Annotated in this window: 10 protein-coding genes; 5 read left to right on the top strand and 5 right to left on the bottom strand. The window is 57.4% G+C overall.

Translation table 11 applies throughout. The features are described 5' to 3' along the window. Positions 1-37: 37 nt before the first annotated feature. Together ACSPHG_RS10910 and ACSPHG_RS10915 are read left to right on the top strand one after the other, a co-directional pair. Positions 38-1,078, top strand: a complete 1,041-nt coding sequence (locus ACSPHG_RS10910) for an oxidoreductase (RefSeq protein WP_435953483.1) — start codon at positions 38-40, stop codon at positions 1,076-1,078. Positions 1,079-1,160: 82 nt separating this feature from the next. Further along, positions 1,161-2,159, top strand: coding sequence for a bile acid:sodium symporter family protein (locus tag ACSPHG_RS10915; protein WP_435953484.1), 999 nt, complete (start codon positions 1,161-1,163; stop codon positions 2,157-2,159). A 20-nt stretch (positions 2,160-2,179) separates the two neighbouring features. Here the strand turns inward: ACSPHG_RS10915 and add are convergent, their stop codons facing one another. The 3 genes from add to malX form a co-directional block, all read right to left on the bottom strand. Next, entirely contained in the window at positions 2,180-3,181 is a 1,002-nt protein-coding gene (gene add, locus ACSPHG_RS10920; RefSeq protein WP_435953485.1) for an adenosine deaminase, read from the bottom strand. Positions 3,182-3,299: 118 nt separating this feature from the next. Further along, a complete protein-coding gene (locus tag ACSPHG_RS10925) occupies positions 3,300-4,472 on the bottom strand; it encodes a MalY/PatB family protein (RefSeq protein ID WP_435953486.1) in 1,173 nt (390 codons plus the stop codon). A gap of 86 nt (positions 4,473-4,558) precedes the next feature. Continuing rightward, a complete protein-coding gene (gene malX / locus ACSPHG_RS10930) occupies positions 4,559-6,151 on the bottom strand; it encodes a maltose/glucose-specific PTS transporter subunit IIBC (protein WP_435953487.1) in 1,593 nt (530 codons plus the stop codon). A 189-nt stretch (positions 6,152-6,340) separates the two neighbouring features. Here malX and ACSPHG_RS10935 point away from each other — a divergent pair, with 189 nt between their 5' ends. Continuing rightward, a complete protein-coding gene (locus ACSPHG_RS10935) occupies positions 6,341-7,375 on the top strand; it encodes a Mal regulon transcriptional regulator MalI (protein ID WP_435953488.1) in 1,035 nt (344 codons plus the stop codon). A 92-nt stretch (positions 7,376-7,467) separates the two neighbouring features. On the opposite strand, the gene ACSPHG_RS10940 is transcribed toward ACSPHG_RS10935, so the two are convergent. Continuing rightward, the gene (locus tag ACSPHG_RS10940; RefSeq protein WP_435953489.1) at positions 7,468-9,000 is read right to left on the bottom strand and encodes a YdgA family protein; all 1,533 of its coding nucleotides are present in this window, start codon (positions 8,998-9,000) and stop codon (positions 7,468-7,470) included. 132 nt (positions 9,001-9,132) lie between these two features. Next, the gene (gene manA / locus ACSPHG_RS10945; RefSeq protein WP_435953490.1) at positions 9,133-10,305 is read right to left on the bottom strand and encodes a mannose-6-phosphate isomerase; all 1,173 of its coding nucleotides are present in this window, start codon (positions 10,303-10,305) and stop codon (positions 9,133-9,135) included. 204 nt (positions 10,306-10,509) lie between these two features. Between manA and fumA the strand changes: the two genes are divergently transcribed. Together fumA and fumC are read left to right on the top strand one after the other, a co-directional pair. Then, positions 10,510-12,156 carry a class I fumarate hydratase FumA gene (gene fumA / locus ACSPHG_RS10950; RefSeq protein ID WP_435953491.1) on the top strand — a complete coding sequence of 549 codons (1,647 nt, stop codon included), beginning with the start codon at positions 10,510-10,512 and terminating at the stop codon, positions 12,154-12,156. Positions 12,157-12,210: 54 nt separating this feature from the next. Beyond that, a complete protein-coding gene (gene fumC / locus ACSPHG_RS10955) occupies positions 12,211-13,608 on the top strand; it encodes a class II fumarate hydratase (protein ID WP_435953492.1) in 1,398 nt (465 codons plus the stop codon). Positions 13,609-13,694: the final 86 nt, after the last annotated feature.

Here is a 13,694-nt window from a genome sequence, read left to right on the forward strand (position 1 = left end):
GTGTCAAATGAGGTGTCCATAAAAGTGAGGAATACAAATGAGTGATAACATTCGTGTCGGGCTAATCGGTTACGGTTACGCCAGTAAGACTTTCCATGCGCCGCTCATTGTTGGCACGCCGGGGATGGAGCTTGCGGCCGTATCCAGCAGCGACGAGACAAAGGTTCACACCGACTGGCCGAACATGACGGTGGTTTCTGACCCGCATCATCTGTTTAACGATCCTGATATTGACCTCATTGTGGTTCCTACCCCAAACGATACCCACTTCCCGCTGGCGAAAGCCGCGCTTGAGGCGGGCAAGCACGTGGTGGTCGATAAGCCCTTTACCGTGACACTGTCACAGGCTCGCGAGCTGGACGCTCTGGCGAAAAGCCGCGGCCTGCTGCTTTCGGTATTCCACAACCGCCGCTGGGACAGCGATTTCCTCACGCTGAAGGCGCTGCTCGCCGACGGCACGCTTGGCGAAGTGGCCTATTTCGAATCGCACTTTGATCGCTTTCGCCCACAGGTACGTGACCGCTGGCGCGAGCAGGCGGGCGTGGGGAGCGGCATCTGGTACGATCTGGGGCCGCACCTTCTCGATCAGGCCATTAATCTCTTTGGCCTGCCGGTCAGCCTGACGGTCGATTTAGCCCAGCTGCGGCCGGGCGCGCAGGCCACGGATTATTTCCATGCCGTATTGGCCTATCCGCAGCGCCGCGTCGTGCTGCACGGTTCGCTGCTTGCCGCCGCCGAATCCGCTCGCTACATCGTTCACGGCACGCGCGGAAGCTACATCAAGTACGGCCTCGACCCGCAGGAAGATCGCCTGAAAGCGGGTGAACGCCTGCCGCAGGAAGACTGGGGATACGATATGCGCGACGGCGTGCTGACGCTTGCGCAGGGCGAAGTCATGGCAGAGCAGACGCTGCTTACCGTACCGGGCAACTATCCTGCCTACTATGCCGGTATCCGCGACGCGCTGACCGGCCACGGTGAAAACCCGGTTCCCGCCGCGCAGGCGATTCAGGTTATGGAGCTGATTGAGCTGGGCATGGAGTCGTCGAAAAAGCGCGCGACGCTAAACCTGTCCTGATGTGTTAATCGCCATACCCGGCTCAATTTGTCGAGCCGGGTTCTTCGTTTTCGGCTCGCTAAATAAGAATAAAGGGTAAGCAATGGGTTGGTTGCAACGTCTGAAAATCGATAATTTTTTGCTGGTGATGATTGCCGTGGTGGTCGTGGCTTCGCTGTTTCCCTGTGAAGGCATCGTTAAGACCGGGTTTGAGTACCTGACGACGGCGGCCATCGCGCTGCTGTTCTTTATGCACGGCGCTAAGCTGTCCCGCGAGGCGATAGTCGCGGGGATGGGCCACTGGAAGCTGCATCTGGTCGTTTTCCTCAGCACGTTTGCGCTTTTCCCGCTGCTTGGCCTGGCGATGGGCTTTCTGTCGCCTGCGATTCTCAACCAGCCGCTGTATATGGGCTTCCTGTACCTTTGCGCGCTGCCCGCCACCGTGCAGTCGGCGATTGCCTTTACCTCCGTCGCCGGCGGCAACGTGGCGGCCGCGGTGTGCAGCGCTTCCGCGTCCAGCATTCTTGGCATTTTCCTTTCCCCGGTGCTGGTTGGCGCGCTGATGAACACCCAGGAAGGCTCGACGGACACGCTGCACGCCATCGGCAAAATCATCATGCAGCTGATGGTGCCGTTTGTGATTGGGCACCTGTCGCGCCCGCTGATTGGCCGCTGGGTCGACAAGCATAAAAAGCTCATCAGCCTGACGGACCGTTCGTCCATTCTGCTGGTGGTTTACGTCGCCTTTAGCGAGGCGGTGGTGGAAGGCATCTGGCATCAGGTGAACGGCATCGCGCTGCTGGCGGTGCTGGGCTGTTCGATCGTGCTGCTGGCGATTGTGCTGGTGGTGAATACCTGGGCCGCGCGGCTGCTGGGCTTTAATACGGCGGATGAAATTACCATCGTATTCTGCGGTTCGAAGAAAAGCCTGGCAAACGGGGTGCCGATGGCGAACGTGCTGTTCCCGGCAAGTGCGGTAGGAATGATGGTGCTGCCGCTGATGATTTTCCACCAGGTTCAGCTAATGGTGTGTGCGGTGCTGGCGCAGCGCTATGCGCGCAAAACCGCCAAAGAAAAACGGCAGCTTGAATCAGTTTCCTGACTGAAGCTGCCGCTAAAGGATTAAGCAGCGCGTACTTTAGCCAGCAGCGCCTGCTTTTCCGCCTCGCTCAGGAAGGCAATTTTTAAACCATTCTCCTGCGCGGTACGTATCTGTGCCGCGCTCAGGCCCGCTTTAGGGGCCGCAACGGTATATTCGTGAACGATGTCGATCCCCTGAACCGCCGGGTCGTCGGTGTTGATCGTCGCCAGTACGCCATGTTCGAGGAATTTCACCAGCGGGTGCTTATCAAGCGTCGCGACCGTGCTGGTTTGAATATTGGACGTCAGGCAGGACTCGATGCCGATACCTTGCTCCGCCAGGAAATCCATCAGCGCGAGGTCTTCAATCGCCTTAACGCCGTGGCCGATACGCTCGGCACCCAGCTCGCGAATAGCCTGCCAGATGCTTTCCGGACCGGCCGCTTCACCTGCGTGAACGGTAATGCGCCAGCCGGCGTCACGCGCGCGGTTAAAGTGGTTTAAGAACAGGCTGCCGGGGAAGCCAAGCTCGTCGCCCGCCAGATCCAGCGCGGTAATTTCATCGCGGTGGGCGAGCAGGGCGTCCAGCTCGGCCTGACAGGCCGCTTCGCCAAAAGTACGGCTCATGATGCCAATCAAACGGGCTTCCACGCCAAAGTCGCGGCAGCCTTCGCGCACGCCAGCAATCACGGCTTCAACCACGCCCGCCACCGGCAGGTTGTGGCTCATCGCCATGTAGCCCGGCGAGAAACGCAGTTCGACGTAGTGCAGGCCGTTGCGGGCGGCATCTTCGATGTTTTCCCACGCCACGCGGCGGCAGGCATCAAGCGTTGCCAGAACCTTCACGCCCCAGTCCAGCTTTTGCAGGAAGCTCACCAGGTCAGGTGCGGTATCTACAACCTGAACGTGCGGAATTAAGGATTCGATTGAGGAAGCCGGGAGCACAAGATTATGCTGGCGGCCGAGGTCAAGGATGGTTTGAGCACGAATATTGCCATCAAGGTGGCGGTGCAAATCGGTTAACGGCAGGGTGGTATCAATCATGGTCGCACTCTTTTTTTGATTAAAGTGCGCCACATTATAAAAACATTCATGGGTAAAATGCTATCTGCCGACAAGAATTAAGTTGCGCAATAATTCGGGGAGTTGCCTCCCCGTTGCGTCATTGCAGCGATTTAATCGCGGCGACCAGGCGTTTCACCCCGTCTTCGAGCTTGCTGCGCGGGCAGCCTGCGTTCAATCGAATAAAGCCGTTACCTTCCTCGCCGTAGGTATACCCCGGCATGATGGCGACTTTTTGCTGCTCGATTAACGTTTTTTGCAGCGCTTTATCATCAAGGCCCAGCGGGCGAAGATCGATCCAGGCCAGATAGGTTGCCTGCGGCGGCTGCCAGTTGAGTTGCGCAAACTCACCGTTAAGCGTGTCGGCCACGTACTGCAGATTGTCCTGCAGATAGGCCCGCAGAGCATCAAGCCAGGCTTCGCCTTCGCGATAGGCCGCGATGTGGGCAACCAGCGCAAGAACAGCAGGCGATGAAAGACCGTCCTGACCTTTCAGTACGCTAAGGTAGCCCTGGCGGTCGCCTTCATCGCTAATCAGCCCGTAGGCACCGGTCAACGCCGGGATGTTGAAGCTCTTCGAACCCGATGTCAGCAGCGCCCAGGCGCCTTTCCCCACTTCGCTCCACGGCGTGTGCCGGTGGCCTTCCCAAACCATATCCATATGGATTTCATCGCTAATTACGCGCACGCCGTGGCGTTCGCACAGATCGGCCATGGTTTCTAATTCTTCGCGCGACCACACTTTGCCGGTTGGGTTTTGCGGGCTGCAAAGCAGCATGATTTTGCATTCAGGTTTCGCGAGCTGCATTTCAAGATGGGCCATATCGCACACCCAGCCAGCCGCCGTGTTTTGCAGCGGTGCGCTAAGCACCCGGCGCTTATTGCCTTCTATCGCTTTATAAAACGCGTCGTAAGCAGGCGTGTGGATAAGCACCGCGTCGCCGGGTTCAGACCACTGACGCACCAGCTGTGAAACCATGTAAATCACCGACGGGCCGTAAACCACGCTTTCGGGATCGATAACGCTGTTAAAGCGCTTTTGATACCAGTGGGCGATGGCGCCGATAAAATCGTCATTCTTCCAGCGGCTGTAGCCGAGGACGCCGTGGCTTAGGCGCAGGCTTAGCGCGGAGAGAATGACCGGGGCGGTCGGAAAGTCCATATCGGAGATAGTGAAGGGGAGCAAATCAGCCGCGCCGAAGCGGTCTGCCACGTAGTCCCACTGGGTACACCACGTGCCGTGACGGTCGACCGGCGTTGAAAAATCGAACATAGAACCTCGCAAAAACGGGCACCGCAGTGCCCGTTACGGTTGAAGGGTGGATAAACGTCGCCGCCATCCACCACGGTGCCCGCTGTTTATGCCAGAGCGGTACCCATCAGGCCTGCCATTTCATCTTTAACCGACTGGACCTGCGGCCCAATCACCACCTGCAGGTTGTGCTGGTTAAGCTGTACGACGCCGATTGCGCGGAGGTTTTTCAGCGCGGCGCTGTCAACCAACGACATGTCTTTTACCGACATACGCAGGCGGGTGAGGCAGTTATCCAGAGAAACGATATTCTCCGCGCCGCCGAGCGCTGCCAGCATCGCCGGGACATTGTAACCGGATTTGCCAACCTGACCGACGACCGCTTTCTCTACGCTGCCTGCCGTTTCGATATCGCGACCGGGGGTTTTGATATTGAAGCGGGTAATCGCGAAGCGGAAGATGCAGTAGTAGGCCGCAAACCAGATTGCCGCAACCACCGGCACGAAGTACCACTTGGTGGACAGACCGTGCAGGATACCAAACACCACGAAGTCGATAATGTTGCCGTCGGTGTTACCAATGGTGACGCCCAGAACAGCCATAATCGTGAAGCCAAGGCCGGTCAGCAGGGCGTGGATAACGTACAGTACCGGAGCCACAAACAGGAACAGGAATTCCAGCGGTTCGGTCGTCCCGCCAACCACGCAGGCAATAACGCCGGAAATCAGCAGGCCTTTAATTTTATGACGGTTTTCCGGGCGAGCACAGTGGTACATCGCCAGCGCAGCGCCAGGCAGACCGCCCAGGAAGGCAGGCATTTTACCCTGTGACAGGAAGCGGGTTGCGCTTTCAGAGAAGCCGTGCACCGTTGGGCAGCTCAGCTGTGCCTGGAAGATGGTCAGCGCGCCGCTGACGCTGTGGCCGCAGACGTCCATGGTGCCACCGGCATCGCTGAAGCGAATTAACGCTACCAGAATGTGGTGCAGGCCGAATGGCAGCAGCAGACGTTCGCCGGTACCGAAGATCATCGGGCCAAACACGCCCGCGCTGTTGATCATGTTGCCAAGCGCGTTGATCCCAACCGCAAACACTGGCCAGATAAGCGGAATAAGCAGACCCACAACGCCCATCACCAGCGTGGTGATAATAGGCACAAAACGGGTGCCGCCGAAGAAGGCCAGCGCATCAGGCAGACGCACGTTGTGGAAACGCTCGTGCAGCATGAAGACAATCACGCCGACGATAACCGCGCCCAGAATACCGGTGTCGATAGACTGAATACCCAGAATGTTCTGGATGTTATTGGCTTTCAGGATGGCCGCGTCGGTGGTTGGCAGGATCCCTTTCACGGTCAGCCAGAAGTTGACCGCAAGGTTCATTACCGCATAGCCAACGAAACCGGCGAACGCCGCAACGCCTTTGTTCTCGCGCACCAGGCCTAGAGGGATGGCGATACAGAACATAATTGGCAGGAAGCTAAAGGCAAACGAGCCAACTTTGCTCATCCAGCCGAAGAGAAGCTGTAAAATCGGGTTGCCCAACGCGGGCAGAAGGGTGACAACATCATGGCTGCCTAACGAGCTGCCGATGCCAAGCATAATGCCGCAGAACGATAGCAGGGCCACCGGCAGCATAAAGGTTTTGCCAAGGTTTTGAAAAAACTCCCAAAGCGTGATTTTTTGTGGTGTATTAGCCGCCATAACGACTCCTGTACCCTGGTTGATTAAAGTTAATTACTGTACGAAACGGAGCGGATGATAAAACGTTTTATCAGATTTTATTGCGCACTGGATCACAGAATATATACGATACAGAGTGCTTAATACTGACTCTTGGGTAAAACGTTTTACCCGTAGCTTTACCTGAATCACGGAGGACCCGTTTTACCAATGACTTCCCTGGCCAAAAAGATCACCATTAATGATGTAGCCGATGCCGCAGGCGTTTCCGTTACCACCGTCTCGCTGGTGCTGAGCGGAAAAGGTCGAATATCAAGCGCCACCGGGCTACGGGTTAATGAAGCTATCGAAAAGCTTGGCTTCGTGCGCAACCGCCAGGCGGCGTCGCTACGCGGCGGGCTGAGCGGCGTCATTGGTCTGATCGTGCGCGATCTGTGCAATCCTTTTTACGCGGAGCTGACGGCTGGGCTTACGGACGAGCTGGAAAAGCAGGGGATGCTGCTGTTTCTGACGCAGAGCGGGTCGAATGGGCAACACATGCAGCGCTGCTTCGAAACGCTCGTTTCACAGGGCGTGGACGGCATTATTATCGCCGGTGCGGCAGGTCAGGGCGCGGAGCTGCGCGAGCTGGCGGAACAAAAGCATCTGCCGCTGGTCTTTGCATCACGCGCGAGCTACCTCGACGAAGCCGATATTATCCGCCCGGACAATATGCAGGCCGCGCAGCTGGTGACCGAACATCTTATTAAACGCGGGCATCAGCGAATCGCCTGGCTCGGCGGCAGAGGCTCGTCCTTAACCCGCGCCGAACGCCTCGGCGGCTACTGTTCGACGCTCCTCAAATACGGCCTGCCGTTCCACAGCGACTGGATTGTTGAATGCGAATCTAGCCAGAAGCAGGCGGCAGACGCCATTACCACCTTGCTGCACCACAATCCGAGCATTACCGCCGTGCTGTGCCATAACAATACCATCGCCATGGGCGCGTGGTTTGGCCTGCTGCGCGCGGGCAGGCAGAGCGGAGAAGGGAGTATGGACAGCTACTACGACCGGCACGTTGCGCTGGCCGCTTTTGCCGAGGTCATGGATGAAGAGCTGGACGATCTGCCGCTGACGTGGGTTTCAACGCCCGCGCGGGAGATAGGCCGCAGTGCAGGGCTGCGCATTCTGGAGCGAGCAAAAAACGGGGATGAGGAGGCGCGTAGCCAGATAATGCCCGCGCGGCTGGTGGTGCGGAATAGCTGAGGTTATTGGTTGCGTTTTTTGTGTTGCGGTCTGGCGGGTGATACTGCGCTTACCCGCCCTACAAAATTAGCAGGACGGGTAAGTGTTTGAACTTACTGCTGCGGCTGTGCCGGAGCAGGCGCTTCAAGCTCTGGCGCTGGAGGCGCAACGTCGGTACCCGGCAGGCCGAACATCCCCACCAGATCGCCCAACGACATTTTCTGACCGTTCAGCGTCGCCTGGCCGTTTGCATACTGCAGGCTGGAAACGATGCTGTTGTCTTCCATCGTGGTCACGCGGAACATCTGGCCCATCGCCGCCAGGCCTTTAATCTGCTGGCCTGCAAGCTTCGCCGCATCTTCCTGCTTGTAGCCTTCCAGCTGTGCAACCTGGGTCATCAGCTCGGTCGCCATGTCCATTGGGATCACCAGCTTGCCGTCGAGGGACTTCACCACGCGATCGAGCTGCTGCTCAGGGGTGGTGACTTCACCCGTCGCGCCTTCCGGGTTTTTCAGGAACAGGGAAAGGTTGAAGGTGCTTTCGCCCTTGTCGTTTTTCCAGCTCAGCGGGGCCACGGTAACCACCGGGTTGCCTTTCAACAGCAGCGGGAAGTTCGCCGCAAACACTTCAATCACCTTTTGCTGATAAACTTCTGGGTTTTCCATCACCGCCGGGTCGGCCAGCAGTTTCTGGGATTCCGCGTTATATTTCTGGCTGAATTCGTGCATGGCGGCACCGTCGATATTGCCGACTTTCAGCGTCAGCTTGCCGCTGCCCATATTCTGGTTCTGCACCTTCAGCGCATCGATGGAGTAATCGATCTGTCCGGCGAGATGTTTTTTATCGTCCTGAATTTCGGATTTCGCGTTCAGCTTAAAGCCTTCGAACACCGCCATTTCTTTGCCTTCAACGGCGATGGCAAGCTTATCGATGGAGGCTTTCTGTTCGCCCACGCGCTCGTCAAAGTCGCTGCGCGAGCTGTTGCCTTCGGTTTTGACGCCGTTAAAGGTCATCTGCACGTGCTGGCCGTACTGGTTGACGGTGTTGACAAGGCCGCTTTCCGCTTCGCCATTGAGGGCGATTTTGTTGCCTTCACCGTCTACGTCAGCGGTGAACTGGCCGCCGCTAAAGGCGACTTTTTCCTGACCGTTTTCATAGTTCAGCGGCAGGAGATCGATGTCGGAAGAGGTCGCGCCGCTGTAGCCCACGCGCGTTTGCGCATCGATAAAGGACTGGCCTTTAGTGATGTCAAACAGCGGCTTGGTGGTTGGGTTGTTGACCAGCACGGTGCGAATGGAAGCCATGCTCGGGATCAGGTTGAATTTTTTCAGCTGGGCGAACGGGAAAGGACCGTGATCGATGGTTTCAGCAAACACCACGCTCTGGTCGGGCTTCAGGAAAGCGCTCTGCGTGCCGGCCGTTGGCTTCACGACCAGCTCCATGCTGCTGTGGAAAAGTCCACGATGATAATTCTGGTAGCTCAGCGTCAGGCCCGCTTCCGGCGACGCTCTGTTTAACTCGCCGTTCGCGTTGCCGATCATCTCGGCCATACGCCCTTCAAGCTGTTTACCGGTGTACCAGGCCGCGCCCGTCCACACCACGCCCAGCGCAACAATCACACCTACCGCAACCAGAGATTTTTTCATCGTGTCCTGTCCATTTTGAAGCGGCGGCCAGATTTCCCCTGACCGTCCAATGAAAAACGCCCGCAGGCGTTTTAGAAAACTATCGCTGTAAGCTTAGCAACCCATACGTAAAAGATCAGTAAGTTACTTTACTCAGAGCTTGTTAAACACTCGGGCAACGCGACCGACGCCGCTGGCAAGAACCGGTGATTCGTTGGCGGCGATGAACGCGGATTCGCCTGGCTTAAGCGCGAGCTGCTGGTCGCCCTTGCTGAGCACCGCTTCGCCTTCCACGCAGAACACGATAGCGGCGCTCTCCTGCGCCAGTTCGGCAGGCGTGGCGCTGAGGTCGTGCAGCGAGAAAGCAAAATCTTCAACGGGGATCGGGAAGTCCAGCTCGCTACCTTTCTGCTGCGGCTGGGTCAGCAGTTCAGCGGCCGGTTTTGGCTCAAATTTAACGTTGGCGACCAGTTCAGGGATGTCGATGTACTTCGGCGTCAGGCCCGCGCGCAGCACGTTATCGGAGTTGGCCATGACTTCCAGCGCAACGCCTTTCAGGTAAGCGTGCGGGGTTTCTGCAAACAGGAACATGGCTTCGCCTGGCGCAAGCTTCACCACGTTCAGCAGCAGCGGGGAGAAGAGGCCGCTGTCGTCCGGGTAGAACTCGGAAATGACGCGGATAGTTTCCCACGGCTCGCCCTGCTGGCTGTTGAGCGCCGCTTTCAGTACGGCAAGGGCGCGGGATTTCTCATCGCCCTGCATGTTCAGCAGGCTGGCGAAAAGCTGGGACAGACGTTCGGCACCCGGCTCCTGCAGGAAGTGCGCAATCGCGCTGTGCGCGCCGGAAACGGGCTGTAGCAGAGAAACGATTTGGGAGAACTCGCGGAAGGCGTTCATCGCGAGGAATGGGGTCAGGGCAAAAACCAGCTCCGGCTTGTGGTTCGGGTCTTTGTAGTTACGTTCGGCGGCGTCCAGCGGAATGCCGTCGGCGTTTTCTTTTGCGAAGCCAATCTCAGAGGCCTTCTTATTCGGATGCACCTGAATGGAAAGCGGCTGATCGGCACAGAGCACTTTGAACAGGAATGGCAGCTCGCCAAAACGATCTGCAACGGCCTTGCCCAGAGCGGAAGCCTGATCTGCGTCAATCACTTCACGCAGGGAGCGCGGTTGACCGTTCTCCAACACTTTTGAGCTGCTTTTCGGGTGCGCGCCCATCCACAGCTCTGCCATTGGCAGGTTGTCCGGGTTCTGCACGCCGTAAAGTTCCGTTAACGCAGTTTTGCTTCCCCATGCATAGTTTTGCACTGAGTTGATTAATTTTTGCATTATCAAGCCCTGATGTAATGTAGATAAGATTCCGAGTATTAAACCAATTATCCCCGAGGAAGTAACCAGGGGATCAAAAAGTCGTATTAGTCTCAGTTTTTGTTAAAAAATTGTGTAGCATGTTGTGATTCATTTTTTAACAAGGCGCAAGATGGCGCCGGAAAACAATCAATTAACGTAGCTGATGTCGTAAGTGAGAGAACAATGTCGAATAAAGCCTTTCATTATCAAGAGCCGTTCCCGTTAAAAAAAGATGAAACTGAGTATTACCTGCTAAGCAAAGATTACGTATCCGTCTCCGAGTTCGAAGGGCAGGAAGTCCTGAAAGTCGCCCCTCAGGCCCTGACGCTTCTTGCTCAACACGCCTTCCACGATGCCTCTTTTATGCTGCGCCCGGCGCACCAACAGCAGGTCGCCGATATCCTTAACGACCCTGAAGCCAGCGAAAACGACAAATACGTCGCGCTGCAGTTCCTGCGCAACTCCGAGATCGCCGCGAAGGGCATTCTGCCGACCTGTCAGGACACCGGCACCGCCATCATCATGGGCAAAAAAGGCCAGCGCGTGTGGACCGGCGGCGGCGATGAGGCCGCGCTGTCACAGGGCGTGTACAACACCTTTATCGAGGACAACCTGCGCTATTCCCAGAACGCCGCGCTCGACATGTACAAAGAGGTCAACACCGGCACCAATCTGCCTGCGCAAATCGACCTCTACAGCGTAGACGGCGCCGAATACAAATTCCTCTGCGTCGCCAAGGGCGGCGGTTCGGCGAACAAAACCTACCTTTACCAGGAAACCAAGGCGCTGCTTAGTCCCGGCAAGCTGAAGGACTATCTGGTTGAGAAAATGCGCAGCCTCGGCACAGCGGCCTGTCCGCCGTACCACGTAGCGTTTGTCATCGGCGGAACGTCCGCGGAAGCTACGCTCAAAACCGTGAAGCTCGCCTCAACCAAGTATTATGACGGTCTGCCAACCGAAGGTAATGAGCACGGTCAGGCTTTCCGCGATATTCAGCTGGAAGAAGAGCTGCTGAAAGAAGCGCAAAATCTCGGCCTCGGCGCGCAGTTCGGCGGTAAATACTTCGCTCACGACGTTCGCGTTGTGCGCCTGCCGCGCCACGGGGCTTCATGCCCGGTTGGCATGGGCGTTTCCTGTTCTGCGGATCGCAATATCAAAGCTAAGATCAACCGCGACGGTATCTGGATCGAAAAGCTTGAGCACAACCCCGGCAAGTTCATTCCTCAGCACCTGCGTCAGGCGGGTGAGGGCGAGGCGGTGAAGGTCGATCTGAACCGTCCGATGAGCGAAATCCTGAAACAGCTTTCCCAATACCCGGTTTCTACGCGTCTTTCGCTGAGCGGGACTATTATTGTGGCACGCGACATTGCGCACGCTAAGCTGAAAGAACGTATCGACAGCGGTGAGGGCCTGCCGCAGTACGTGAAAGATCACCCGATTTACTACGCGGGCCCGGCCAAAACGCCGGAAGGCTACGCGTCTGGCTCGCTCGGCCCAACCACCGCGGGGCGCATGGATTCCTACGTGGATCTGCTGCAGGCCAACGGCGGCAGCATGGTGATGCTCGCGAAGGGCAACCGTAGCCAACAGGTCACCGACGCCTGCCACAAGCACGGCGGGTTCTATCTGGGCAGCATCGGCGGCCCGGCGGCGGTTCTGGCGCAGCAAAGTATTAAAAGCCTGACCTGCGTGGAATACCCCGAACTGGGAATGGAAGCTATCTGGAAAATCGAGGTAGAAGACTTCCCGGCCTTCATTCTGGTGGATGACAAGGGCAACGACTTCTTCCAGAAAATTCACGCCTCACAGTGTACGCGATGCGTGAAGTAAGACTCTGAAACCGCCCGCCTGGGCGGTTTTTTTTCAGCTCAAAAGGAGAGTGAAATGGCATCCAGTCGTATCGAAAAAGACTCTATGGGATCTATCGACGTTCCGGCAGACAGGCTGTGGGGCGCGCAAACCCAGCGATCGCTCGAGCACTTCCGCATTTCGACGGAGAAAATGCCCACCGCGCTGATTCATGCGCTGGCATTGACCAAGCGGGCGGCGGCAAAAGTGAACATGGATCTCGGCCTGCTTCCTGCTGAGCGCGGCAACGCAATTCTCACCGCCGCCGACGAGGTGCTGGCAGGCAAGCATCCCGACGAGTTCCCACTCGCCATCTGGCAAACGGGGTCGGGTACGCAGAGCAATATGAACATGAACGAAGTGCTGGCAAACAGGGCAAGCGAGCTGCTCGGCGGCGTGCGCGGCATGGAGCGGGTGGTTCATCCCAACGACGACGTTAACAAAAGCCAAAGTTCTAACGACGTTTTCCCCACCGCGATGCACGTTGCCACCGTTATAGCCTTGCGCGAGCAGCTTATCCCGCAGCTGAAAGTGCTGAAGGAAACCCTGAACGGCAAGGCTGAGGCCTTCCGCGATATCGTCAAAATAGGGCGTACCCACCTGCAGGACGCCACGCCGCTGACCCTTGGCCAGGAGATTTCCGGCTGGGTGGCGATGCTTGAGCACAACCTGAAGCATATCGAACAGAGCCTGCCGCACGTGGCGGAGCTAGCGCTGGGCGGAACTGCGGTCGGAACGGGGCTGAATACGCATCCAGAATACGCCGTGCGCGTGGCGAAGGAGCTGGCGGAAATAACCAAACAGCCGTTCGTTACCGCGCCGAATAAATTCGAGGCGCTCGCCACCTGCGACGCGCTGGTCCACGCCCACGGGGCGCTGAAAGGCCTTGCCGCCTCGCTGATGAAAATCGCCAACGACGTGCGCTGGCTGTCGTCGGGCCCGCGCTGCGGCATCGGCGAAATCGCGATTCCTGAAAACGAGCCGGGTAGCTCCATCATGCCGGGTAAAGTTAACCCGACGCAGTGCGAAGCCATGACCATGCTGTGCTGTCAGGTGATGGGTAACGACGTGGCGGTGAACATGGGCGGCGCGTCGGGTAACTTTGAGCTGAACGTCTATCGCCCAATGGTGATCCATAATGTCCTGCAATCGATTCGCCTGATGGCAGACGGCATGGAGAGCTTTAACGACCACTGCGCCGTTGGCATTGAACCAAACCGGGAACGCATTTCTCAGCTGTTGAACGAATCGCTGATGCTGGTGACGGCGCTCAACACGCATATCGGCTACGACAAGGCGGCTGAAATCGCCAAAAAGGCGCATAAAGAGGGGCTGACGCTTAAGGCCTCAGCGCTGAAGCTCGGCTACCTGACCGAAGACGAGTTTGACGCCTGGGTCAGGCCGGAAGAGATGGTTGGCAGCATGAAGTCGTAGGTTTTTAGCGCCTCCTCGGGGGCGCTAAAACTTATCCCGTAGGGTGGTAAGCGAAGTGCCACCCGTCATAGAAAGCCAACCGGAAA

Origin of the sequence: Dryocola baronae (assembly GCF_051297175.1) — a bacterium.
GTDB lineage: Bacteria > Pseudomonadota > Gammaproteobacteria > Enterobacterales > Enterobacteriaceae > Dryocola.